This window comes from Candidatus Poriferisodalis sp. (assembly GCF_965208925.1).
Lineage (GTDB): Bacteria > Actinomycetota > Acidimicrobiia > Acidimicrobiales > Poriferisodalaceae > Poriferisodalis.
In genome coordinates this window covers 1,785,772-1,810,351 of the sequence record NZ_OZ242364.1, presented here as the reverse complement: position 1 = coordinate 1,810,351, position 24,580 = coordinate 1,785,772, and the positions used below count along the sequence as shown (strand labels likewise).

The window sequence follows — 24,580 nt, the reverse complement described above, 5'->3', positions numbered from 1 at the left end:
AGGCTCGCATGCCAGACACTGCAGGCCCAGCCGCCGCGGCCAGCGACGAAGCGGCCGGCGCCCTCGACGGCGTACGCGTAGTCGATCTCACCACCGTGCTCATGGGGCCCATGGCGTGCCGGATGCTGGGAGATCACGGCGCCGACGTCATCAGGGTGGAATCGCTGGACGGAGATTCCACGCGCAACGGTCTTCCCGCCCGTTCAGCCGGCATGTCCGGCTTCAGCCTCAACATCCAGCGCAACAAGCGCTCGCTGGCGCTGGACCTCAAATCGGATGCCGGTCGTGCAGCCATGCAGCGGCTGCTCGCGAGCTCCGACGTGCTGATCACCAACATGCGAGCTGCGGCGCTCGAGCGGCTTGGACTCGACGCCGACTCCCTGCGAGCGGAGCATCCGCGGCTCATCTGCTGCCGCGCGAACGGCTACGGCAGCGGCGGTCCCTACCGCGACAAGGCAGCGTACGACGACGCCATCCAAGCTGCATCTGGCCTGTCGGACCTGATCGGTCGCATCGCAGGCGAACCTGGTTTCGTCCCCTCGGTGATCGCAGACAAGGTCACCGGGCTGCATGTGGTGGAGGCCGTGCTCGCGGCCCTGTTCCACCGGGAGCGGACCGGCGTGGCACAGGCCATCGAAGTGCCGATGTTCGAGACGATGGTGGCCTTCAACCTGGTGGAGCATTATCGCGGCGCCGTGTTCGAGCCGCCCGAGGGACCGTTCGGATATGACCGGCTGCTCACGCCGCACCGGCGTCCCTACCCCACAGCCGACGGCTGGGTGTGCCTGCTGCCCTACAACGATGCGCAGTACCGGGCCTTCTTCGCGTTCGTCGAACGACCCGAGCTGGCCGACGATCCGCGCTTCGCAGACCACAACTCGCGGATCGCGCACATCGACGAGCTGTACGCCCTGTTCGGGGAGCTCTCGGTGCGTCGCACGACCGATGAGTGGATCGCCTACTGCGACACCCACTCGATCCCGGCCGCGAGGGTCATGGACTTGGCAGACCTCGACGCAGATCCCCAGCTCGCCGCCGTGGGCCTCGTCAGCATTTCCGAGCATCCCACCGAAGGGGCATACCGGTACGTGGCCGATCCGGTGGTCTACTCAGCGACGCCGACACGGTTGCGGCGCCATGCCCCGCTGCTGGGCCAGCACGCGGCGGAGATCCTCGGCGAGCTGGGCTACGACGCGAACGAGATCGACACGCTGCGCGATGAGGGCGTCATCGTCGCGCCGAGCTGACCGCCACCGGGCCATTCGTTCACACCGCGCAAAGGGCACCCCGCGAGCGGGGTGCCCCTACGTCGGCTAGCTGCCGATTGCGCGGCGCCCAGCGGGGCGCCGCCCTTGACGCTGCTCAGTCGCCGCGTCCGCCGATGCCCTTCTTCAAGGCGCTGATTGCAGCGTCTCGCACCGGGATGAACGCAACGAGAACAATGGCGGTGGCCACGTCCATGCCGAAGCGGCCCAGCGAGAGCAGCTCCATGTTCGTTCCGAATCCCAGATTGAGCACATCGTTCGCACCGTTGATCTGAGAAATCAGCACGAACAGGTATGCCCAGATCAGGTTCAGATTGCCTCCGATAATCGGAATGGACTTCAGCGTGTCGTTCACTTTGAGCGTGTCAAGGACACTGTCCACGACCACCATCGCACCCTGGAACACCATGCCCAAGATGATCAGCGTCAGGATTGTCGCCATCATGCCAATCGACCCCCTTTTGGTCGGCAATACGGCTGAAGCTGCCGACCGCCCCCGCAGGCGGCAACCACTGCACACACTAGTCAGTCTCATTGCTTTCTTGTGACATTTTCATGACAAACGCTGAAACACTCGGTGCGTGCTGCGCATCCGCCCGGCATCCGAGACCGGCCTCCGAGCGAGCGCGCCGGTAGCTTTGCGGCGCATGACGCAGGTGCCCGACAGGCCCACCGTGGACGGGCTCGAAGCGAAGTGGTCGCAGCGCTGGGAAGCCGACGGCGTGTACCGCTTCGATCGCACCGCCACCCGCGATCAGGTATTCAGCATCGACACCCCGCCGCCGACCGTGAGCGGCTCGCTGCACATGGGGCACGTGTTCAGCTACACCCATACCGACAACATCGCCCGCTACCGGCGCATGGCAGGTGACGAGGTCTTCTACCCGATGGGTTGGGACGACAACGGCCTGCCCACCGAGCGCCGTGTCCAGAACTACTTCGGCGTGCGCTGCGACCCCTCACTGCCCTACGACGAGAACTTCGAGCCGCCTGCTGACGGCGGCGACGCCAAGGCGGTGGAAGCCCGCGGCGAGCTGGCGATCTCGCGCCGGAACTTCATCGAGCTGTGCCACGTGCTCACCGCCGAAGACGAGCACGCCTTCGAAGCCTTGTGGCGCCAGCTCGGGCTGAGCGTGGACTGGTCGATGACCTACGCCACCATCGACGAACGCTGCCAGCGGATTGCGCAGCGTGCATTTCTCGGGAATCTTGAACGCGGCGAGGCGTACCAGATCGAAGCGCCCTCGCTGTGGGACGTCACCTTCGGCACTGCAGTGGCCCAGGCCGAACTCGAAGACCGAGAGCGGCCCGGCGCCTACCACCGCATCGCGTTCGGGCGCACTGGCTCGCCCCGATCACGCAACGGCCCATTGCCAGGCAGCACTGTCGAGATCGAGACCACCCGGCCGGAATTGCTGGCTGCATGCGTGGCGCTCGTGGCCCACCCCGACGACGAGCGCTACCGGCCACTGTTCGGCTCTACCGTGCTGACCCCGCTGTTCGGCGTGGAAGTTCCGGTGGTGGCGCACGAGCTGGCCGAGCCCGACAAGGGCACTGGCATCGCCATGATCTGCACGTTCGGCGATACCACCGACGTGACGTGGTGGCGCGAGCTGGACCTGCCTGTGCGGACGATCGTGGACCGCCGGGGGCGCATCTCCCCCGACCCGCCGCATGGCATCGAAGGGACCGCTGGCCGCGAGGCATACGAACGCCTGGCAGGCAGGACGGTGGGCGGCGCCCGCACTGTGACAGTGGAGTTGCTGCGGGACTCCGGCGATCTCATCGGCGAGCCGCGCCAGATCACCCATGCCGTGAAGTTCTTCGAGAAGGGAGACCGGCCGCTGGAGATCGTGTCGAGCCGCCAGTGGTACATCCGCAACGGCGGGCGCGACGCCGAGCTGCGCGACGCGCTGATCGCCCGAGGCTCGGAGATGACCTGGCACCCGCCCTACATGCAGGGCCGGTACACGAACTGGATCGAGGGCCTGAGCGGCGACTGGCTCATCAGCCGGCAGCGCTACTTCGGGGTGCCGATCCCGCTGTGGTACCCGCTTGACGACGCCGGCGAGCCGATCTGGGTACAGCCGCTTGTGCCGGGCGACAGTGCGTTGCCGGTCGACCCGAGCAGCGACGTGCCTGCCGGCTACGACGAATCGCAGCGGGGCCAGCCGGGAGGCTTCGTCGGCGATCACGACGTGATGGATACCTGGGCCACGTCGTCGCTGACGCCGCAGATCGCCTGCGGGTGGAGCGAGGACCCGGACCTGTGGGAGCGCACCTATCCGATGGACATGCGACCCCAGGGCCACGACATCATCCGGACCTGGCTGTTCTCGACGGCGGTGCGCAGCCATCTCGGGCATGACTGTGCCCCCTGGCACCACTGCGCCCTGTCTGGCTGGATCCTCGATCCTGATCGCAAGAAGATGTCCAAGTCCAAGGGCAACGTGGTGACGCCGGTGGACCTGCTCGACACGTACGGCGCCGACGCCGTGCGCTACTGGGCCGCCAACGGCCGTCCCGGCACCGACACGGCCTTTGACGAAGGGCAGATGAAGATCGGGCGCCGGCTGGCGATCAAGCTGTTGAATGCAGCAAAGTTCGCTCTGACACTCACCGGCGGCGCGACGCCCGCGGAGGCCACGGATCAGGACGCGCGCCCTGACGCAGGTTCAACCGGTCGCGCCGGCCCGGTCCGCAACGCCTTGGACGCAGCACTGCTGGCTGAGCTTGCCGGGCTGGTGCGGGCCGCTACTGACGCTTTCGAGAACTTCGACTACGCCCGCGCGCTCGAGCGGTCGGAACAGTTCTTCTGGCGATTCACCGACGACTACGTGGAACTGGCCAAGGGCCGGGCCTATGGCGGGCAGGGCGGAGAGGCGGCGGCCGACGCGCATCTCACGCTGACGACGGCGCTCGACGTGCTGCTGCGACTGTTCGCGCCATTCCTGCCCTTCGTCACCGAGGAGATCTGGTCGTGGTGGCGGGACGGTTCAGTGCACCGCGCAACGTGGCCCGACGCGGGAGAGATCGACGCGCTCGTTCCCGATCATCCGTCGGGCGCGTTCGAACTCACTGCGTCGGTGCTCAGCGAGGTCCGCAGGGCGAAGACCGAAGCCAGGCGCAGTCTTCGCGTGCCCGCCGAGCAGGTGAAGGTCAGCGCCGCGGACGCCCACGTCGCCACGCTGGAGCGAACGCGGGCCGACTTGATCGATGCCGGACGCATCGAGAGCCTGACGTTCGTGGCGGACGATTCGCTCTTACATCCCGAAGTCAGCGTGACGCTGGCGCCAGCCGACGCCTAGATCATCGCCGTAGCTACAGATCGCTGTCGGCGCCGTCAGCGTCGGCGTCCTCGGCCTCCATCGGCGAGGCCACGGTCTCGAAGGCGCTGCGGGGCCGCTCGCCGCTCTCGCCATCGGGCTCACCGCTGCGCACCCAGACCGTTCGCTGCGGGAACGGGATCTCGATGCCGGCCTCGTCGAAGGCGTCCTTGATGCGCTTGCGCATCAAGCGAGCCGTCGCCCACTGCTCAGACGGCTCGGTTTTGAGCATGACCCGGATGGTGACGGCATCAGCGCCGAAGGCTTGCACCCCAGACAGGGTGGGTTCTTCAAGCACCGTGGTGCTGTCGCCTTGCTCTTGCCACACCTCGTCCGCGACTCGCTTGATGATCGCCATGGCCTCGTCGAGATCGGTGTCATAGGCCACGTCGAGGTCGAGTGGCACCCGGGCCCACAGCTGTGACATGTTGCCCACCCGGGCGATCGCACCGTTGGGCACGTGCCAGACCGTGCCGGAGATGTCGCGCAGCCGCGTGGTGCGCAGCCCGACCGACTCGACCGTGCCGACGGCATCGCCGAGGTCGACCACGTCGCCGACGCCGTACTGGTCTTCAATGAGCATGAACACACCGGTCAGCAGGTCGCGCACGATCGACTGGGCGCCGAAGCCGACGGCGACGCCGATGATGCCCGCACCTGCGATGAGCGGTCCGAGATTCACATCAAACTCGCCGAGCAGCATCATCAACGCGACAGCCCAGATGATCGTGGTGGCGATGCTCTTGAACAGCGTTCCCAGTGTCTTGGCCCGCTGGCTGGCACGCTCGGTGCGCTCACGAAGCTGAGACATCTTTTCGGCGAGCCGCTCGGGATCCCAGGTTCGGCCCTCTTCGGCGGTGCGGGCGGCTTCGTCTTCCTCGGCGTGCTTCTTGTCGGACGCAATTCGCTCCACCATGTGGTCGATGGCGCGACGCATGACCCGGCGGGCGATGATCGCCAGCAGCAGGATGATCAGCACCGTGAGCGGCTTGTCCACGATCCACACCGATGCCGACGCGAAGCCCTCGCTGCCAGTCCAGTCCAGGATGCGTTCGCAGACCCAGCTGGGCTCGGTGCCGCACACTTCGGTGCTCCGGCTGATTTCCAGGAGCGCGTCGACCGCATCGGTCGCCGATTCGGCCTGCGCGAGAAGTCCGGTCATCTGAGGGAGCCTAGGAGTCGCTCGCCAGCCGCTGAGTACAGGGGGTTCAGCCTCTAGCATCGCTGCGATGTCAGAGGACCTCGCCAGCGACGGCACCGACAATCGCACACAGCCCAATCACCTTCGGGCCGGCGACCCGGATGCAGCCGTGCTCTACGAGGTCGCAGGCGGGGTGGCAACGATCACGCTGAACCGGCCCGACTACCGCAATGCGCTCAGCGTCGAGATCGTGAACGGCGTCGGTGATCACTTCGAAGCGGCATTGGCCGATCCTGGGGTGCGAGCGATCCTGTTCACCCACGTCGGCAACACGTTCTGTGCTGGCGCGGACCTGCGTGCCGCCCAGCCCGGGGTGCCCCAGCCGACGCTGCGCCACAACTTCGTGGAAATCCTCGAGAGGATCATGACCTGCGACAAGCCCGTGGTGGGCCGGCTGGCCGGTCATGTCACCGCCGGCGGTGTGGGGCTGGCTGCAGCAATGGACATCTCGATCGCCGCCGACGACGCCATCATCGGTTTCACCGAGGTTCGCATCGGCGTCGCGCCCGCGGTGATCTCGGTGGTCTGCCTGCCGAAGCTGCGCCGCGCCGACGCCAGCGAGCTGTTCCTTGAGGGCGAGCGGGTGCCTGCTCCTCGAGCGGCGGCGGCGGGTCTGATCAATCGAGCGGTGCCGCGCGAGCAGCTCGATGGCGAGGTGGCGGCGACGCTGCGTCGCTTGGTGCGGGGCGGCCCCAACGCGCTGGCCAACACCAAGCAGCTCGTCGCGAGGGTGCCGCAGATGGCCCGGGACGAGGCTTGGGAATGGACGGCCGAACTCAGCCAGCGGCTGTTCCAGAGCGAGGAGGCGGCAGAAGGCATCGCAGCCTTCCGCGAACGCCGCGACGCCAGCTGGGTACCGCCCGAATCCTGAACGTCTCCGGCATGTCCACGGGCCGGGCGGTAGCGTCGGCCGCCGTGAGCGGGCAGGTGCATCTCGAACGCGACGGTCATGTGGGCCGCATCATCCTCGACCACCCTGAGCGGCACAATGCCATCAGCGCGCAGATGTGGAACGGCATCACCGACGCCGCGACCGCGCTGGAGAACGACCACGACATCCGGGTGGTGGTGATCCGCGGTGCCGGCGAGCGTGCCTTCGCGGCAGGCGCCGATATCAGCCAATTCGGCGAGCAGCGGTCTGACGCGAGCGGCAACCGTGACTACGACGACACGACGTCCAAAGCGCACGCGGCGCTGCTCGGCCTGTCCAAGCCGCTCATCGCCGCCATCCACGGCTACTGCATCGGCGGCGGCCTGGCGGTGGCCCTGACAGCCGACCTGCGCGTCGTCGCCGAAGATGCGCAGTTCACGATTCCCGCCGCGCGTCTCGGCCTCGGCTACGGCGCTGCCGGCATCGGCACGCTGATGCGGCTGGTCGGACCTTCGGCAGCCAAGCGCATCTTCTTCCTGGCCGACCGCTTCGGAGCGCAGGAAGCCCTGCAGATGGGGCTCGTCAACCGGGTGGTGCCCAAAGCGCACCTGGAGGCGTCAGTTGACGAATGGACCGATCTCATCGGCCAGAACGCCCCGCTGACCATCGCCGCCGCCAAGGCGGCGCTGACCCAGTGGCAGAAGCCGGAGTCTCAGCGCGACTTCACCGAGGTGGAGGCCATGATCCGGGCGTGCTTCGACAGCGAGGACTACCAAGAAGGCGTCGACGCGTTCATGAACAAGCGCCGGCCGGAGTTCAAGGGCCGCTGAGCGAGCCGCCGCCGCGGCTCAGCGAGATCCTCCACCGCTGCCGAACGCATCGGGAATCTCCATGTCCGCGACCAGTTCCAGGTACGTGCTGAGGCGCTCGGCAGCGAGCCGGCCGTCCTCGACGGCGGCGGCGACAGCGCAACCCGGCTCGACCGTGTGCGTGCAGTCGGCGAAGCGGCATTCGTGGGCAAGGGCGGCGATCTCGCCGAACGTCTTCGCCAAGCCGACCTGAGCGCCGGCGGGTGGGCGCAGCCCCAGATCGCCTCCCCAGGGGACCAGGTCCTGCAGGCCCGGCGTGTCCACGACGGTCCCGCCGGCCGGGCCGCCGACCGGGACGAGCTGGCGGCGCACGGTGGTATGTCGTCCGCGGCCGTCCGCGCTCAGGGGAGCCACTGGTATCACGTCGGCTCCCGCGAGCCGGTTGACCAGCGATGACTTGCCCACTCCGGACGGTCCGCTGAGAGCGACCGTGGCCCCGTCAGCGGCCAGGGCACCGAGGCTCTCCAGCCCCCGGCCGTCGAGCGCGCTGGTTGCCAGGATCGGCACGTCGGCCGCCGCAGGGCCGAGCCGGCGGCGCAGCGCATCGACGGTCGCCTCGTGCTCGGCGCTCGACACCGTGTCGATCTTGTTCACGACGATCACCGGCCGGGCACCGCCGCTGAACGCCGCCGTGAGGTACCACTCGATTCGATGGCCGGCGGCGGCCGTCTCCGGTGAAGCGGCATCGTCTGCGAATGCAGGCGTCGTGACCACCGCCAAGACGTCGGCATTGGCCGCCACGAGCTGTGGGCGAATCCGGGGCCCCGGGGCGCGACGGCACAGCAGCGAGAAGCGATCCAGCACGTCGGCTATCGCCACGCGACGGTCGTGCCGGGCTTCCAGTGAGCGAACGACCCAGTCGCCGACGGTTGGGTAGTCGAACGGCGTCCTGGCCGCTCGGCGCGCCGTGGCATCGAGCGCTCCAGTGGCTTCGCCGGTGGCATCGACCAGTTCGTAGGCACCCCGGTGCTCGACGGCGACCCGGCTCACGACGTGCCCGTCCGGTAGGTCTGCGGCGGCGACGGCCCGACGCAGCCAGCCGAGCTGCCGCATGCTCGGCGAAGAACGCTCCGCTGCGTGGGAATCGGCACCGTCACTCACGGAGCAGCCACACTTCGTCGTAGCGGCCGACACCGAGTCGCTGCCCGTCGACCGATCTGCCGTCGGGAAGCGAGGTCCGCCCGAGCCCAGCGACATCAGCCGTCGCCGCCACGACGCTCGAGGAATAGCTCAGGAACACGTAGGGCGCTTCGTTCGCGAGCTCCAGCATGAACTGCGCTACTGCGTCACGTCGCTCGTTCCCGGCGTCAGTTGACTTGATCAGGCTCGCCAGCGCGGCCAAGTGCTCGCCGGTGAAGTTGGACACGTTCAGCGGCGTGGTGCGGACCGGGCCGACGGCGACCGACGCCAGGATTGCCGGATCGGACTCGCCGCCGACGCGCCAGCACGTTGCTCCGAAATCGCCGGCGAAGGACGGGCTCTGGACGACCGAGCCCGTGACGCGGCTGATGAGCCCGGTGCGGGCCAGCGTCTCGACATCGACGTGGATCAGGCCGGTGCTTTCCCATTGACGCTTGAGCTCGGCCGTCATTCGCGCAAGTGCGAGGTCGTCAGTGCACAACACCCTGACCCGTATCGGCTCGCCGGGGTCCCGGTCGTCGGAGCGTTCGGGGTCCTCCGTGTACTCGCGCAGCAGCGAGCGGGCGCGCTCGGGGTCATGGGCGGGCCATGCCGCTGCGACCTCGGTCGAATGCCAGATGCTTGCGGGCGACCACCATTGCGTCGCGGCCAGCGAATCGACGTCAGGGCCGAGTGCCGAGACGAGCCGCTCCTGGTCTGCCGCGGCCACTAATGCTCGGCGCACCCGGATGTCGTCGAACGGGGCGCGCAGCAGGTTGAACAGCACGACGCCGGCGTTGTCGTCGAATCGCCGAACCGCGCTGAGCGGGCGGCCCCCGCCATCCGCGGCTGCGGCCACCGCCGTGGACAGCTCCGCCGACCTCGACATGAGGACGTCACCGCGACCGTCGAGCAACGCCGAGAGGCGCTGTCGCTCATCGGCGATCTCGGTGAACACGACTTCGGCGGCCCACGGCAACCTCGAGCCGTCCGAGGCCGTCCGCCAGTAGTCCGGGTTCGCCTCCAGCACCGCCGGCTCCCCCACCGACCAGCGCCGGAAGACGAACGGGCCGGTGCCCACCGGTGCTCTGGCGAAGATGCCCGGGTCGGCCTCGGCGGCGACTACAGAGAAGACCCGCCCGACCGGGCCGGCCAGAGCGGCGGGCAGGCCGGCGTTGGGTTCGCTCAACTCGATGACCAGCGTGAGCTCGTCGATGACGATGACCGAGGTGATGCGAGCGTCTCGCAGGTGGCCGCTGCTGGCTCGACCCGAGCGCAGGTAGTCATCGATGCCGGTCTTGACCGTGAGCGCATCCAGCGGCTCGCCGTCGGTAAAGGTGATGTCCGGTCGCAGCGTGACCGTCCATCGCTGCAACGAGGTGTCCGCAGACACCGACTCGGCCAGCCAGGGTTCCACCGATCCATCGGGAAGCACGACAGTGAGCGTCTCGAGGACGTGGTCCAGCACATTGCGGCATGACCAAGCGCAGACGTGGTCCCACGGTGTCCAGCCGGTGATGGGCGTGGGGTCTGCAGCCAGCAGTACGCGCAGCGTGCCGCCCCGGCGCGGTGATGTGCTGGGCAACCGCTGTGTCGTCGGCACCGTCGACTGTCCGGATCCGCCGTTCGTCGGAGTGACGTCTGCCGTGCCCTCGCCGTCAGCGATCGTCGGCGTCACCGCCGCCGCTTCCGGCGTGTCCTCAGAAGCTGTGCTGCACGCCCCCACCAGCAGCAGGACCGTGGCAAGGGCCGCAATGCCGGCGCGCCGCGATCTCAGGAGCCCGGGCCTTTGCCGCTGGTAGCCCATGAACTTGTGCCGGCGTATGTGCTGTGCACCGTTTCTGACGCTAGTGGCGCGATGATCAATGCCGATTAAGGAGTGAGCCTCATGTCCACCGGTCTTGCCGTCGTGCTGGGTCTCCTGATAGGTCTCGCCATCGGGGCGGTCATCGTGTGGGCCCTGTTGTCCCGCCGGCTCGCACAGGTTCTGCTCGATCGCGACACGGCTCGCGACGAATCGGCAGGCCAACGCGACGCTGCCGCAGAGTTGCGGGCCCAGCTCGCCTCGGTCAAGGCTGATCGGGCTGCGCGCGTCGAGGAGATGGCGAAGCAGCAGGCTGAGATCGAGGGTCGATTCAAAGAGATCGCGGCCCAGGTCAGCGAAACCACGCGGGACGCCTTCATGAAGGAGTTCCGCGACCTGAGCGCCGAGCAGACCAAAACGGCGGGCAAGACGGTCTCCGAACTTGTCACGCCCATGCGGGAACGCCTGCAGGAATTGCAGGAGCATGTCAGCAATGCCGACAAGGCCCGGGTGGCGGACACGGCCAAAGTCTCGAAAAGCGTCGATCAACTGGTGTCAGAGACGAGTGGCCTGCGCCAGATCCTGCGCGACTCCAAGATGCGGGGTGCCTGGGGCGAGCAGCACCTCCGCAATGTCATCGAGGCCGCCGGCATGAGCCGGCACATCGACTACATCGAGCAGGCCACAGTGGGCGAACCGGGAGGCGAGGGCCGGCTGCGGCCCGACGTGGTCGTCAAGGTGCCGGGCGGAGCGAGCGTCGTGATCGACGCCAAGACGCCGTTCGCCGCATACGACCGGGCCGTGCAGTCTTCTGACGAAGCTGAACAACAGCAGGCGCTCGCCGAACACGCAGTCGCCCTCAGCGAGCGGGCCAAAGAACTGGGCGATCGCGACTATGGCCGGTGGGTGTCGGGATCACCTGACTTCGTGCTGATGTACGTGCCGACCGACCCGATGCTGGACGTGGCGATGGATGTCGACAGCGATGTCTGGCAGAACGCCTGGCACCGGCACCGAGTTCTCATCGCAACTCCGGGCTTGTTGATTGCCTTCCTGAGAACGGTGGCACTGGCATGGCAGCGACAGGACATTGCCCGCAACGCGGAGATCGTCGCCCAGCTCGGCAACGACCTGTACTCCCGCCTCTCGACCTACGTCGAGCACGTGGACAAGATGGGTCGGGGTCTGCGCAGCGCGGTCGGCGCCTACAACGACAGCGTGGGCTCGTTCGAGCGCATGGTGTTGCCCCAAGCCCGTCGCTTCCGGGAGCTGGGTTCTGTCACGGGAGGCGAGGAACTCAATGAGCCAAGCTTGGTGGAGCGCGATGTGCGAGCCGCCAACGCCCCGGAGCTCTCGTCAGGCGACGACTGAGCCGGCTCCGGGGGCGTCGGTGATGGCTTGCCAGACGCGTTGCGGGGTGAGTGGCATGTCGATGTGGCGGATGCCCAGGTGGGCGACTGCATCGACGACGGCGTTCTGGATGGCGGGGGTGGCGCCGACCGTCCCAGATTCGCCGATGCCCTTGGCGCCGAGCGGGTTGATGTGAGTGGGGGTCTCGAGCACCACGCGGTCGAAGAACGGCAGTTCTGCTGCCGAGATGATCGGGTAGTCCGCGAAGTTCCCGGTGAGCGGGTTGCCGTCGGGGTCGTAGACGAACTCCTCGTACAGCGCCTGGGCGGCACCCTGTGCTAGTCCCCCGTGCACCTGCCCGGCCGCGAGCAGCGGATTGAGGATGGTGCCGGCATCGTCGCAGGCCACGAGCCGGCGCAGCTCTACATCGCCGGTGTGGCGGTCCACCTCCACCACGGCGACATGGGTGCCGAACGGGAACGTGGGCGCCTCGGAGTCGAAGACCTCCTCGGCGTGCAGCAAGCGCGGTCCCGCTGCGCTGTCGCCGTCCAAGGCGCCGTTGCCTCCTGACGCCTCGGCCGTCGACGCGAGGTGCTCGGCGATGGCCGCCCAGCCCACCGACACCGCCGGTGTGCCCAGCACGTGGAACGCCGCGTCCTCGGTGTCCAGCGTGATGTCCGCAGGGTCGGCTTCAAGCAGCGTGGCCGCCACTGATCGGGCCTGGTCGACCAGCGTCGCCGAGGCTTGCCAGATGGCCGCGCCGGCCAACTGCACCGAGCGGGAGCCGCCGGTCACCTCGCCGCGGGGCACCTCGTCGGTGTCGCCGTGGACGATGTCGATCTCCTCCATCGGCACACCGGTGCGGTCGGAAATGAGCATCGCCCACGAGGTGTGGTGACCCTGCCCGTACGGCGAGGAGCCGGTGCGCGCCACGATGCGACCGCCCGAAACCAGCTCCACCGCCCCGTACTCGGAACGCCCGATCCCCGCAGTGCGCTCGACGTAGGTTGCCAGTCCGATGCCGAGCAGCTTGTCGTCGCCGTCGGCACGGCGGCGGGCTTGCTCGGCACGCAATGCGCTGTAGCCGGCCGCGTCGAGCGCAGCATCCAGGCTGGCCTCGTACGCGCCCGTGTCGTAGGGCATGCCGGTGCGGGTGGTGAGCGGGAAGACCTCCGGCTGCAAGAAGTTCTTCCGGCGCACCTCGGCAGGGTCCATGCCGATCTCGGCAGCGAAGACGTCGACGGCCCGCTCGATCGCCGCTGCCGCTTCGGGCCGCCCGGCGCCCCGGTAGGGACCGGTCGGCGTGGTGTTGGTGAGCACCGAGACCGAGGTGAAGCCCAGCGTGGCGATGTCGTAGCAGCCCGCCAGCATCGCCCGGCCGTTGTTCGGCAACGCCGCACCCATGTTCCCGTAGGCACCAGCCTGTTGAACCACGTGCACCGCAAATGCCGTGATACGACCGTCGCGGGTGCCGCCGATGCGGCAGTACTGGATCTGCCCGCGGCCGTGAACGAGACCCACCATGTCGTCGGTGCGCGAGGGCACCCACATGACCGGCCGGCCGGTGCGCGCCGCCAGCCAACCCAGCAGCGCCTCCTCGGGATGCGGCCGAGCCTTCGCTCCGAAGCTGCCTCCGACATCGCGCGAGAGCACGCGCATCTGGGACCGGTCGAGCTCGAGCATCTTGGCGAGGCCGGCGCGCACCGGGTGAGGTCCCTGGCCCGCATTGACATGGTGCAGGCGTCCGTCGTCGGCCCAGCGACTCGCCGCAACGCGCGGCTCCAAGGGGCACGGTGCGATGCGGTTGTTGATCGTGCGGACCTCGGCCACCGCCTCGCATGAGTCGAAGTCGGCCTCCTCGCCGTCGAGCGACATGCGGATCACCACGTTCGGCTCCGCCATGCCGTCGAACAGCGCTGGGCCCTCGAGTGCTTCTTCGGGATCGACGAGTGCCGGCAGCGGCTCGTAGTCGACGATGACCAGCTCAGCCGCGTCGATCGCCGCGGCCGGGCTGTCTGCCACCACGACGGCGACGGGCTCGCCCACGAACCGCACCCGGTCGGCGGCCAGCATCGGGCGCACGATGGCGGCGTCGAACGCCGGATTCGGCGACGGGTAGGGCTCCAGATTGAGATCGGCTGCCGTGACGACATCGACCACACCGGGCGAGTTGCGTGCCGCGCTCACATCAAGGCCGGTGATCTCGGCGTGAGAAACCGTCGACGTCACGTAGCAAGCGTGCGCCATGGGCTCCCAGTCGGCATCGACTGCGAGGTTGGCGACGAACTGTCCCTGGCCGCGCAGCAGCGACTCGTCCTCGCGCCGGACGACAGATGTTCCTCGCAATGCCATGAATCGACCTGTCTCTTCGTTGCGTTGCCTGCAGTCGCCGAAGCCTCCGGCTGACGCACCCGGGGGATTGTGGCAGAGGAGCTACCAGCGCGCCGTCGGATCCAGCGCGAGCACCTCGACCATCTCCGCGTGCAGCGCTGCGAAATGGGGTGAGCGCAGTCCGGCCCGGCCGTTGGCCGCTGATGCAGGATCGGCGTGCTCCGGCCACTGCGGCTGGTACCCGGCCTCAGCAAGGGTGTCATCGACCGCCGCCTGCCATTCGGCACGCTGTTCGCTCATAGGGCGAGCGATGATGCCTGCAGCAACGAGGCCGTCGGCGGCGCAATCTGGCGGGAGCTCGAACAGCTCACACGCCAACAGCGTGAATTGATCGAAGAGCGGGAGCAGCTGCGATCGACCTGCCTCGGTGCGCAGCAGCCGTGACAGCAAGCCCGACGCGTGGCGCAGGTGCGACCGTTCCTCAGCCAGAGCTCGGCGCGCAACGGCGCCGAGGGCTTCCCACGACGAGTCGGCCAGCGCTGCCCAGCGGACGGTCTCGGCCGTGTCGTACAGGAAGTGCCGGACCAAGGTCTCGCCCCAGTCGCGGCAGGGCAGCTCGGCGAGGTGCGCGCTGCGGTACTCGTGCGGCTGGCGTCCATAGGCCAACGCGTCGATGTCGTCGCCGAGCAGCCCGTACAGCGCGCGGGCATGGCCCAACTCGTCCTGGCTGATCGAGGTCAGCGCCAGATCCTCCTCGAGGAACGGGCCGACCGCGATCCACCACGCCAGGTTCTGACCGATGCACAGCTCGTCATCGGCGAGCGCCAGCGCCATCTCGCGCGCGCCGTCCATGCTTGCCTGAGCTGCGTCGGTCATGAGGCTGAGGGGTCTCCGGCCTGCCGCAGATCCCGCAACAGCGCTCCATCGTTGTGGCGATGAGGACGGTCTGCCATCTCGAGCTCGACGGTGTCGGCGACCAGCAGGTCGTCGCGGGCCACCACCCACATCTGGTCTCCCTCCGAGCGCCGGGTGTAGCAGTCGCGGGCAAAGCTGAGGGCCAGATCGTCGTCTGGTGCTTCGAGCGCGCCGACGTGGGTGAATGGATCCTTGCCGGGACGCTTGAGGAACACCTCGTACGTCTTCATGCGAATGCCGACCTGGCTGACGCCGCCCCCATGGCGGCCGGCAAGTCCACCCTGCCGACGACCTCGATCGGGTTGCGGCAGCTCGGGCACCATTCCACGCTGCGGCACGGCGTCGGCCCGAAGTCTGACCGGTGCTCCAAGGCACCGTTGCCGCAGATGGGGCATGCTGCGCCCGACCCCAGCCCGTCGGATTGAGCACGGCGAACGGCCACCGAATACTCGCGGGCCATGAAGTCCACCGCTCCGGGCGCGATGCGATCCGGCGTCCATACCGGGTCGGCGACGAACACCACGTCCACCGACACGTTGCTGCCCATGCACGCCGAGCGCGCCGCAGCGGCCACGTCGCGGGCGATCACATCAAGCGCCGGACAGCCCAACATGGTGGGGACCAACTCGATCCGGACCGCGTCGCCGTCATCGTTCGCGGCGACACATTCGAGGATCCCCAGCTCGGCGATGGTGATCTCGGGATACTCGGGATCGCACACCGTCGACACCGCCTCGAGTACCGCCGCTTCCATAGCGGCTGTGCTGGTCGGCGCCGCTTCCATAGCGGCCGTGCTGGTCGGCGCCGCTTCCATAGCGGCCGTGCTGCGGCGCTCGCTCATGCAGGCACCGCCGCGGCTTCGTCCAGCGCGGAACGAACCCATGCAGCCCCGTCCCAAGCGAGGCGCGCATCGTTCAAGCGCCGTGCGCTGTCGGGCCCGCGGCCCGCGATCGCGGCCTTCAGCGCATCCCAGTCGATCTCCCCGCTGACCCAACGGCCGGTTTCGGGATCCTGCTGCAAGTCGGGGTCAGGAATCGTGAAGCCGGCCGCCTGCAGCTGCGGCACCATCTTCTGCACGAACCGATCCCGCAAATCCTCGTTGCGCTCAGACTTGATGTGCCAGCGCAGCAGCACGTCGTCGGATCGGGTGTCGGGCCCGAACAGCTGCACCGACGGCCACCACCACCGGTCGATGCCTTCCTGCATCATCTGGTGCTGCTGAGCTGTGCCCTTGGCCATCTTCAGCAACAGCTCCTCGCCGTTGCGCATGTGGAAGCCTTCCTCGGCGATGATCCGCCGCAGGATGCGCTTGTAGGGCCCGTAGCTGCAGTTCTTGAAAACGGCCTGCTGGCTGGCGAGCGCCGCCGCATCCACCAGGTACGCGATGGCGATCTGATCGCCCCACGAGTACGCCCGGTAGTGGAACACGTTGTGAAAGGTGGTGCGCCCGGCCAGCAAGTCGGCGGTCATCTCGTCACGGGTCTTGACGCCCATGTCGGCCGCCACCATGTACAGCAGGTGCGCGTGGCCGATCTCGTCCTGGGTCTTGGCCAGCGCCGTCAGCTTGTTCGTCAGCCCCGGCGCCTTGGCGATCCAGTCCCGCTCGGTCAGCCCGCCCATGTACTCGCTGTTCGCATGCAGCTCGATGAACCGGAACACTGCCTCGCGGTACGCATCTGGCATGTCGTCATCGGGCTCCACCAGCCCTCCGCCATCCAGGAAGGCCTCGAATTCGTCCATCGAGTCCCATCTGCGCATAGTCACCTCCCTTTCACGGGGACAATGCGAATGCTACGCGTGCGCTGTGCACGGTTGACAGCGCCATAGACCCCGCGTCACACGCACTGCGCTGTGTCACACCGGCGGCGCGTGGGTGTGATGATCGGTGAGCTGCTGGAAGGCTTCGCCGACATCGGCAAGCGTCCGCTCAGCGAATGGCCTGCCGATGAGCTGGAATCCGATGGGCAGTCCATCGGGAGCGAAACCGCCGGGCAGCGCGATGGCCGGCAGCCCGGCCCCGTTGACTGGGAACGTGAACTGGGTCGTCGCGGGAATGAGCGGCACCCCGTTGAGTTCGACCGCTCCGTGGGGCAGCACCTGGTTCGGGTTGACCGGAGCGATGATCAGGTCGACGCCCTGGTCGTCGAATACCTCCATGCACGCGTGCTCGAACGCCACCCGCTGTGCCTGGGCTGCCGCAAACTCGGTGCCCGAGATCGCGGCACCCGCTTCGAGAATGCCCTGGACCTCCTCGCCGATCAGGCCGTGGCGGTTGGCGCGCAGCTCCTCGAGCAACGCCGCAGACTCAGCGAACACGATCGTGACGCCCGCCGGGGCGTGCTCGGCGCTGTTGGGCACCTGCACTGGGCTGATGCCGGCCACAATCGTGCGCAGCACATCGACGGCTGCGTCCATCACTGCAGTCACGTGAGGATCGACATCGATCCCGTCGAAGAAGCTGTCGCTCGGCACGCCGAGCGTGAGTCCACCCGGATCTGCGGCGCCGCTCAGCGGTGCCTTGGATGAGAACGGGTCATCGGGTGAATGGCCTGCGATGACCTCCAGCAGGATCCGGCAGTCCTCGGCGGTGCGCGCCATCGGACCGATGGTGTCGTAAGTCCACGAGATCAGATGCACGCCGTGCCTGGGAACCGCGCCGCGTGTCGTCTTGATCGCGGTCGTGCCGCAGCAGTTCGACGGGATGCGAACCGATCCGCCTGTGTCGGTGCCGAGCGCTCCGAACACCTGCCGGGCGGCCAGGCTTGCCGCACTGCCTCCCGATGATCCACCGGTCGAGCGCTCCGGGTCCCATGGGTTGCGCGACGCCGGGCACGAGACGCCGAATGCCAGTTCGTGCGTGTTCGTCTTGCCGACGATCACGGCACCGGCCTGGCGCAGCCGGTGCACGACAGTTGCGTCATAGTCGGGCACAAATCCCCGCAGCGCTTCGCAATTCGCCTCGGTCGGAACGCCTTCGGTGAAGAACAGGTCCTTGAGGGCGATGGGGACGCCGTGCAGCGGTCCGGCGATCCCGCCGCCGTCGAGCTGCTGAGCGACCGCACGCGCGGCATCAGCCCCGATCGAGGCAAATGCGCTGATCACGGGTTCCGTCTGGGAGATGTTCCCGAGACAGGCGTCGAGCAACTCGACCGCGCTGAGATCTCGGGCTCTGATGGCCTGAGCTGCCGCGGCGAGGCTCATCTGGGTCGGTTCCGTCATGGTTGCCGTCCTTTGTACTTGCTCGTCTGCTGTTGCATGACTGGTGCGGCCGGGCTGATCTGGCTGGATTCATCTCACAGGGCGAGGCGACCCGACAGCCGGTCCGCGAGGCCGGTCTCGCCGGCGTCGCCCGCGTCGACGATCTCGCCCTTCTCGAGCACGATGAACCGGTCGGCCAGCCGCAGCGCCAGCGCCAGATGCTGCTCCACCAGCAGTACGCCGCGGCCCTCCTGCCTCGCTGCAGCGAGGGCATCGCCGAGCAGCTCGACATTCGAGGGCTGCAAGCCCTCCGTCGGTTCGTCCATCAACAGGATGGACGCGGTCGATGCAAGCGCCGACGCGGCCGCGAGCATCTTCTGCTCGCCACCCGAGAGGGTGCCGGCTCGCTGAGCTTCCCGTCCCGCCAACGACTCGCCGAACATTGCCAGGACGCGGCCGTGCTCGGCCACCGGATGCCCGCTCAACCGCAGGTTGTCGCCCACCGAGAGCTGGCTGAACAGCGAGCGCTCCTGGAAAGCGGCTCGGAGCCCGGCTCGAACACGGCGCGACGGCGGCATCCGCGTGATGTCGGCGCCGTCGAGCCGGAGCTGCCCGTCAGTCGCCCTCAGCAAGCCGACGACCGTGCGTACCAGCGTGGTCTTGCCGGCGCCGTTGCGACCCACCAACGCCACGATCTCGCCGTCCGAGACGCAGAAGCTGACGCCATGCAGCACCGGCACGCTGCCGTATCCCGAGTGCAGCCCGCGCGCCTCGAACCGCATCAGCTGTCGACCCCCGCATAGATCGCGCGCACATCGGGGTCGTTCTCGACCTCGGCGACAGTGCCGTCTGCAAGGACCTCACCGCGTGCGAGCACCGTGACGCGATCCGCCACGGCCCGGATGAACGCCATGTCGTGCTCGACGATCACGATCGGCAGGCGATGGGAACGGTGAATCTCTCGCAGCAACGCGGCCGCTTCGAGGCTCTCGGCGACCGTCATGCCGGCGGTCGGCTCGTCGAGCAGCAGGAGCCGGCAGTCGCCTGCCACTGCCATCGCGATCTCCAGCCACTGCTTGTCGCCGTGGGAAAGATCGCCTGCCCGCATGTCGAGTCGCCGGCTGAGCTGTGTGCGTTCGAGGATCTCCAAGGCCGGTTGGGGCACCGACGTGTCCCAGGGACGGCGGATCAGCTTCCACGGCGAAGAACGAGTGCCCCAGGCGGCGATGGCCACGTTGGTTGCCACCGACAGGTCGTCGATGAGCTGCGGCGACTGGAACTTGCGACTCACGCCGTGTCGTGCGAATTCCCAAGCATGACGGCCGGTGTGTTCGGTGCCGAGCACCAGCACCCGCCCCGACTGGCAGCCCTGCTGACCCGACAGGATGTCGAGCAGCGTGGACTTCCCCGCGCCGTTCGGCCCGATGAGGCATCGCAGCTCTGCCCTTTCCATGGTGAGCGTGACGCCGCCGAGCAGCCGGAAGAAACCGAAGCTCTTGTGCACATCGTGGGCTTCGAAGATCGCTGGTGCTGCAGCCGACGGCGCCCGGTCGACGGCGCCCGACATCGCGTCAGCCTCGGTGGCGGCGGGCCGCAGCGTCGGCTGCTGGCGTCGGCGGGCCGGACGGCCCGCCAACCGCTGAGCGCTGGGGACCAGCCCGTGGGGCATCACCACCACCACGGCCACGAAGATCAGACCGGTGGCGAGCGTCCAGTACTGCAGCCAGACGTCTGCCAGCGTCGCGGAGGCGAAGTTGATGGCCATCGCGCCGATGACCGGGCCCACGATGGTTCCCCGCCCGCCGACGAGGGTCCACAGCACCACGCTCGTGGCCAGCGAGAACCCGAAGATCTGCGGTGACACGAAGCTCGTGCGATGCACGTACAGCGCACCGGCGAAGCCGGCGAGTGCGCCGCCCACGGTGAACGCCCAGATCTTGATCTGAACGGTCTTGTAGCCCAGCGCCTCCATGCGGCGTTCGTTGGAGCGGATGCCGATCAGCACTGCGCCGATCGGGCGCGTGACCAGGGCGCCGACCGCAGTGATCGCGGCGATGGCCAGCACAGAGACGGCGACGTCCTGCGCAGTATCAGAGAGCTGAGCCCCGAATGCACCGAGGCGGGGCACGCCGGTCAGCCCATTGAAGCCTCCGGTGACGTCACGCCACTGCTCGGCCAGCTGTTCGAGCGTGAGCGACAGCACCAGCGTCAGCAGCCCCACGACGACTGCGGACGGCCGGCGTCGCAGCATCGCCACGCCAAGGGCCGCCGCAACACCGGCACCCACCGCAGCAGCAACGACGAGCATCGGTACGCCCAGCGACGGCGCCGCGGTGGCGATCTTCGCCGAGGTGTAGGCAGCGATTCCGAAGGGCAGCAGTTGACCCAGCGAGAGAATGCCCGTGTAGCCCCACACGAAATCGAGGCTCACGGCGAGCGCGGCGAACACCAGGAACAGCGAGAGCTGTCCCGAGCGGTAGCCGCCGAGTGCTCCGCTGAACACCGTGGCTGCGAGGGCGCAGGCGGCACCGACAGCGAGGGCCCGCCTCATCTTGTGGCTCCCTCGACAGGCACTCGACGCAGCTGCAGCATCAGCACCGCGAGGACCAGCGCGGCGATCTGCGCCCAGACTGCGTCGTAGAAGTGGATGACGCCGGTCTGCACCGCTGCCACCGCCAGTGCTCCTGCAATCACGCCCCACAGCCGCCCGAAGCCGCCGACGATCACCACCAGGAAGGCCCCGGGCAGGTACGCGAGACCTGCCTGAGGTTCGATCGCTCCGAGCGGAGCGACGAGCGCGCCCGCGATCCCGGCGGTCGCCGCGCCGATGCCGAACGCACAGAAGTTGGCAATGCCGGTCCGCACGCCGGACGCATCGGCCAGGTCGCGGTCGGCGACGATCGCCCGGACGGTCAACCCGAAGCGCGAACGGGTGAAGGCGAGCAGTGTCACCACCACCACCACGACGGCGATGCCGATGAGCACATATCGATACGTGGGGAACAGCACGCCGAACGCCCGCGTCGCACCGGGCACCGGGTTGGGAACGCCACGGAAGTCCTTGGTGAAGATCAGCTCGACTGCCTGCCGGAGGCAGATCGACAGGCCGAAGGTGGCCAGGATCGTCACCTCCGGCCGACGATGGATGCGACGGATCAACCCGACCTCGATGCATGCTCCCAGCACGAACAGCACGACTGCGGCGAGCGGCAGCGACAGCCAATGACTGAGCCCGCTGGCGTGGGCGACATAGGCGACGTACGCCCCGATCATCACGAACTCGCCGTGCGCGAGGTTGATGATCCCCATCAGCCCGAAGACGATGCCGAGGCCCAGCGCGACGATCCCAAGCGTCGCGAACAGACTCAGACCGTTGAGCAGTTCGAGTGTCAGCGCATCCAATGGAACCCGCTAAGGCGTGCAGGTCTCGTCAGGCTCAACCGACGGGAACGACTTGACGATCAGCTGTGAGCCGTCGGCCTGGATCTCGGCCACGTAGATCGGCTGGGCCAAGTGACGGCTGCCGGTGACGGAGATTTCGCCGGTGGGAGTCGACAGGGTCAGCCCTTCCAGTGCGGCCGCCACGGCCGCCGTGTCGGTGGTGCCGGCTGCATTGGCCGCTGCGGCGTAAAGCAATGCGGCGTCGTAGATGTGCGAGCTGAACGTCATGTGCGGCGGCGCGTCAGCCCCGAATTGCTCGAAGTAGCGAGCCACGAATGCGGCGTTGGCCGGGTTGTCGACTTCCTTGAAGTAGCCCAGCGTGACGCGCATGCCGGCGGTGACCGCGGGTCCCATCGCGCCGAGCACGTTCTCCTCATAGATATTCGCCAGGCGCGGAATGGCGTCCTGGCCGATGCCGAAGTCCACCGCCTGGGTCTCGAAGGCGATGGCATCGCCGCCGACGAGCGCCGGGAAGATCAGATCGGCACCCGAGCCCGCGATCTGCTGGGCGACTGATGAGAAGTCTTGAGTGCCCAGCGGCACGTATTCCTCTCCGACCACTTCGCCGCCTGCGGCCTCGATGTACTCGCGAGCGAGCTCGAAGCTGCGACGCGGCCACACGTAGTCGTTGCCGAGCAGGAACCAGGAGTTGCCGCCGGTCTCGTCCATCATCCACGGGATGACCGGCGCGAGCTGCTGGCTGGGCACCTCGCCCGTGTTGAACATCACCGGCGAGCACTCGCCGCCCTCGTAGAGGGCTGCGTAGATGTACAGCACACCGGCATCCTCAGCGAGCGGCTTGGCGGCTTCACGCGTTGCGCTGGAATGGGTACCGAGCACCACGTCGACGCCGTCCGACTCGATGAGCTGCTCCATGGACTGGCGCCCCACTGCGGGGTCGGTGGCGTCATCGGCGAGGAACGTCTCGACCGGCCGGCCGTTGATGCCGCCGGCGGCATTGATGTCTTCGGTGATGAACTCTGCGATGTTCGCCGTCGGTTGGCCGAAGATGCCTGCGGGACCACTGTTCGAGAAGAGAATCCCGATGCGCACCGGCTCCCCTGACGGCGCTGCCGGTTCGTCGGGTGCCGCGGCAGCCGATTCGGTTGTTGCGGGCGCTGGCTCAGGTTCCGATGCCGGCTCGGTGTCCGTGGAGACCTCGTCGGCTGCCGGCGCAGCAGTGGCCGCTGTCGGTTCGGGCGCCGTTGGTCCATCGTCGCTGGTCGCGCACGCCGCAGCCGTCCCCAGCAGCAGCGCCATCATGATGGCTGCGGTTCGAAAACGGGACCGCGTCCGTGGTTTCTGTGTGCTCCCCACGGCGTCAACCTCCCCCAATATGTGAGTAGATGTTGACATATTGTCTCGTCAACCGGGCCGGGTCAAGCGCGGAGATGCACGAGCAGCGGGCTGTGACGCCGAGGCGACGGGCTCAGCCAGACGCCTGAGAATCAGCCGTGCGCTGCGACCGGAAGCTCGTCGATCACCCGGACCCCGGCCGGAGTCGCCTCCCCCAGCAGCAGCGACTCCAGCGATCCGCCCCGGCCGCAACGGCGCGGACCGCGATAGGTGCTCGTGCGCAATCCCCTCAGCAGCGACGAGGGCTCGGTGCCCCCGCCCGATCTGCAGGCGGCTGCCCAGGTGTGCACTGCCTCGTACACCCCTTCCGCGGCTGCGGACACCGGAGGAGCGCACTCTCCGAACCGATCTGCATAGCGCCGCAGAAACTCACGGTTCTCTGCGGAGTCCATGCCGACGAAGTAGCCGAGCGCGTTCCAGATGCCTGCAGCGGAATCCCCGAGATGCTCCACCACGGCGTCGTCCATGAGCGGCGCGAAGGTACGAGTGGTCGAGCGAAGGCCCGAGGACGAGAACTCGCTCTCGAACCGAACGTGGTCCTGCCCGACAAAGCTCGACACGACGTGGTCAGTGCCGTGTTGGCCGATGGCTGAGATCACCGGCGTGAAGTCCTCGGTTCCCAGCGGTACGTAGCCTTCGCCGCTGACCGTGCCGCCCATGCGCTCGATGACCGCCCGAGCGGCGGTGCCGACCGCCCGGGGCCACGAGTAGTCGTTGCCGGCCAGGAACCAGCGGGTCCCGCCGGTCACCTCGGCCAAGAGCGGGAGGGCCCGGTGCAACTGGTCGAGCGGCCGCTCGCCGAAGTGGATCAGCAGCGGATGCGTCGGAACGGCCTCGCTGGTGGGCGTGTAGAGGTACGGGATGCCGTGAGCGACAGCGATCGGCGAGGTCGCCGTGTAGGTCGCCGAGGAATGCATGCCCACCACGGCTGCCATGCCCGACACCCCGCAGAGACGGCGCATCGCGACCACGCCGGTGCCGGGATCGGTCGCGTCGTCCGCGACCGTCAGTCGAACGTCACGACCTGCCACGCCGCCGTCGGCGTTGATCTCCTCGGTGGCGAGCTGCGCGCAGTTGACCGTCGAGCGCCCGAGGATCCCGGCACTCCCCGACAGTGACGTGAGCAATCCGAGCGGCAGCTCCCAGCCCTCAGCATCGGCGCCGCCGAGGAGCCCCAGGTCGGCCCCGAGCCGCATGAACTCGCGGTCGTCGATGCGGACGCGGATCCGCAGCCGGGTGCCGCCGCTGCGCAGCGGATCGAGGTGGCATGCCACATGCCCGAACCAAGGCGATTCGTGAACCAGATCGATCCGTCGAACCGGTTTGCAGCTCAGCACCCGTGCCGTTCCGTGAACCCGTGATCCCTCACCGATGGGAAGGGCGAGTCGCACGAGTGCACCGGGCGCCAGCGCCGCGGCCTCTGAGCCGAACAGCCAGCCCAGCGATGGATCGCCGGATCCGAACAGCGCGAACAACTCGCTCGGGTCTGCCGCTAGCCGCACCTCGCTGCTCAGAACGAGTTCAGCCACCGCAA

20 protein-coding genes are annotated in these 24,580 nt (G+C 68.1%); 5 read left to right on the top strand and 15 right to left on the bottom strand.

The genetic code is table 11. The features are described 5' to 3' along the window. Positions 1-8 precede the first annotated feature (8 nt). The gene (locus tag ACOGI5_RS07985; RefSeq protein ID WP_419863896.1) at positions 9-1,247 is read left to right on the top strand and encodes a CaiB/BaiF CoA transferase family protein; all 1,239 of its coding nucleotides are present in this window, start codon (positions 9-11) and stop codon (positions 1,245-1,247) included. 115 nt (positions 1,248-1,362) lie between these two features. Here the strand turns inward: ACOGI5_RS07985 and ACOGI5_RS07980 are convergent, their stop codons facing one another. Next, positions 1,363-1,710, bottom strand: coding sequence for a hypothetical protein (locus tag ACOGI5_RS07980; RefSeq protein WP_419863895.1), 348 nt, complete (start codon positions 1,708-1,710; stop codon positions 1,363-1,365). A 202-nt stretch (positions 1,711-1,912) separates the two neighbouring features. On the opposite strand from ACOGI5_RS07980, the gene valS reads away from it, so the two are divergent. Continuing rightward, a complete protein-coding gene (valS, locus tag ACOGI5_RS07975) occupies positions 1,913-4,573 on the top strand; it encodes a valine--tRNA ligase (RefSeq protein ID WP_419863894.1) in 2,661 nt (886 codons plus the stop codon). A 13-nt stretch (positions 4,574-4,586) separates the two neighbouring features. On the opposite strand, the gene ACOGI5_RS07970 is transcribed toward valS, so the two are convergent. After that, entirely contained in the window at positions 4,587-5,753 is a 1,167-nt protein-coding gene (locus ACOGI5_RS07970) for a mechanosensitive ion channel family protein (protein ID WP_419863893.1), read from the bottom strand. A 67-nt stretch (positions 5,754-5,820) separates the two neighbouring features. Here ACOGI5_RS07970 and ACOGI5_RS07965 point away from each other — a divergent pair, with 67 nt between their 5' ends. Further along, positions 5,821-6,663, top strand: a complete 843-nt coding sequence (locus ACOGI5_RS07965; RefSeq protein ID WP_419863892.1) for an enoyl-CoA hydratase/isomerase family protein — start codon at positions 5,821-5,823, stop codon at positions 6,661-6,663. A gap of 44 nt (positions 6,664-6,707) precedes the next feature. Next, positions 6,708-7,493 (top strand): enoyl-CoA hydratase, encoded by a 786-nt coding sequence (locus tag ACOGI5_RS07960; protein WP_419863891.1) that lies wholly within the window; start codon positions 6,708-6,710, stop codon positions 7,491-7,493. 18 nt (positions 7,494-7,511) lie between these two features. Here the strand turns inward: ACOGI5_RS07960 and rsgA are convergent, their stop codons facing one another. Both rsgA and ACOGI5_RS07950 read right to left on the bottom strand, forming a co-directional pair. Continuing rightward, complete coding sequence (rsgA, locus tag ACOGI5_RS07955; protein WP_419863890.1) at positions 7,512-8,633, bottom strand: ribosome small subunit-dependent GTPase A; 1,122 nt, start codon at positions 8,631-8,633, stop codon at positions 7,512-7,514. Next, positions 8,626-10,329, bottom strand: a complete 1,704-nt coding sequence (locus ACOGI5_RS07950; protein ID WP_419863889.1) for an ABC transporter substrate-binding protein — start codon at positions 10,327-10,329, stop codon at positions 8,626-8,628. Before ACOGI5_RS07950 ends, rsgA begins: the two co-directional genes overlap by 8 nt. A 210-nt stretch (positions 10,330-10,539) precedes the next feature. On the opposite strand from ACOGI5_RS07950, the gene rmuC reads away from it, so the two are divergent. Next, on the top strand, positions 10,540-11,826 hold the full coding sequence (rmuC, locus tag ACOGI5_RS07945; RefSeq protein ID WP_419863888.1) for a DNA recombination protein RmuC: 1,287 nt from the start codon (positions 10,540-10,542) through the stop codon (positions 11,824-11,826). On the opposite strand, the gene ACOGI5_RS07940 is transcribed toward rmuC, so the two are convergent. The 11 genes from ACOGI5_RS07940 to ACOGI5_RS07890 all read right to left on the bottom strand — a co-directional run bounded on the left by ACOGI5_RS07940 (position 11,812) and on the right by ACOGI5_RS07890 (position 24,575). Continuing rightward, on the bottom strand, positions 11,812-14,157 hold the full coding sequence (locus ACOGI5_RS07940; RefSeq protein ID WP_419863887.1) for a xanthine dehydrogenase family protein molybdopterin-binding subunit: 2,346 nt from the start codon (positions 14,155-14,157) through the stop codon (positions 11,812-11,814). The genes rmuC and ACOGI5_RS07940 overlap by 15 nt on opposite strands. 81 nt (positions 14,158-14,238) lie before the next feature. Beyond that, complete coding sequence (gene paaC, locus ACOGI5_RS07935) at positions 14,239-15,012, bottom strand: 1,2-phenylacetyl-CoA epoxidase subunit PaaC (RefSeq protein ID WP_419863886.1); 774 nt, start codon at positions 15,010-15,012, stop codon at positions 14,239-14,241. Beyond that, entirely contained in the window at positions 15,009-15,281 is a 273-nt protein-coding gene (gene paaB, locus ACOGI5_RS07930; RefSeq protein WP_419863885.1) for a 1,2-phenylacetyl-CoA epoxidase subunit B, read from the bottom strand. The genes paaC and paaB overlap by 4 nt, the downstream gene beginning before the upstream one ends. Continuing rightward, positions 15,278-15,892, bottom strand: a complete 615-nt coding sequence (locus ACOGI5_RS07925) for an iron-sulfur cluster assembly protein (protein WP_419863884.1) — start codon at positions 15,890-15,892, stop codon at positions 15,278-15,280. Before ACOGI5_RS07925 ends, paaB begins: the two co-directional genes overlap by 4 nt. Beyond that, a complete protein-coding gene (gene paaA / locus ACOGI5_RS07920; RefSeq protein ID WP_419863883.1) occupies positions 15,889-16,809 on the bottom strand; it encodes a 1,2-phenylacetyl-CoA epoxidase subunit PaaA in 921 nt (306 codons plus the stop codon). Before paaA ends, ACOGI5_RS07925 begins: the two co-directional genes overlap by 4 nt. Positions 16,810-16,905: 96 nt before the next feature. After that, complete coding sequence (locus ACOGI5_RS07915; protein ID WP_419863882.1) at positions 16,906-18,270, bottom strand: amidase; 1,365 nt, start codon at positions 18,268-18,270, stop codon at positions 16,906-16,908. Positions 18,271-18,344: 74 nt separating this feature from the next. Further along, positions 18,345-19,031, bottom strand: coding sequence for an ATP-binding cassette domain-containing protein (locus ACOGI5_RS07910; protein ID WP_419863881.1), 687 nt, complete (start codon positions 19,029-19,031; stop codon positions 18,345-18,347). Further along, positions 19,031-20,800 (bottom strand): ABC transporter permease subunit, encoded by a 1,770-nt coding sequence (locus ACOGI5_RS07905; protein ID WP_419863880.1) that lies wholly within the window; start codon positions 20,798-20,800, stop codon positions 19,031-19,033. The genes ACOGI5_RS07910 and ACOGI5_RS07905 overlap by 1 nt, the downstream gene beginning before the upstream one ends. Continuing rightward, positions 20,797-21,651: a branched-chain amino acid ABC transporter permease gene (locus ACOGI5_RS07900; RefSeq protein WP_419863879.1), complete on the bottom strand. Its 855-nt coding sequence runs from the start codon at positions 21,649-21,651 to the stop codon at positions 20,797-20,799. The genes ACOGI5_RS07905 and ACOGI5_RS07900 overlap by 4 nt, the downstream gene beginning before the upstream one ends. A gap of 9 nt (positions 21,652-21,660) precedes the next feature. Beyond that, the gene (locus ACOGI5_RS07895) at positions 21,661-22,953 is read right to left on the bottom strand and encodes a substrate-binding protein (protein WP_419863878.1); all 1,293 of its coding nucleotides are present in this window, start codon (positions 22,951-22,953) and stop codon (positions 21,661-21,663) included. Between the two features lie 185 nt (positions 22,954-23,138). Beyond that, entirely contained in the window at positions 23,139-24,575 is a 1,437-nt protein-coding gene (locus ACOGI5_RS07890; RefSeq protein WP_419863877.1) for a substrate-binding protein, read from the bottom strand. Between the last annotated feature and the right edge of the window lie 5 nt (positions 24,576-24,580).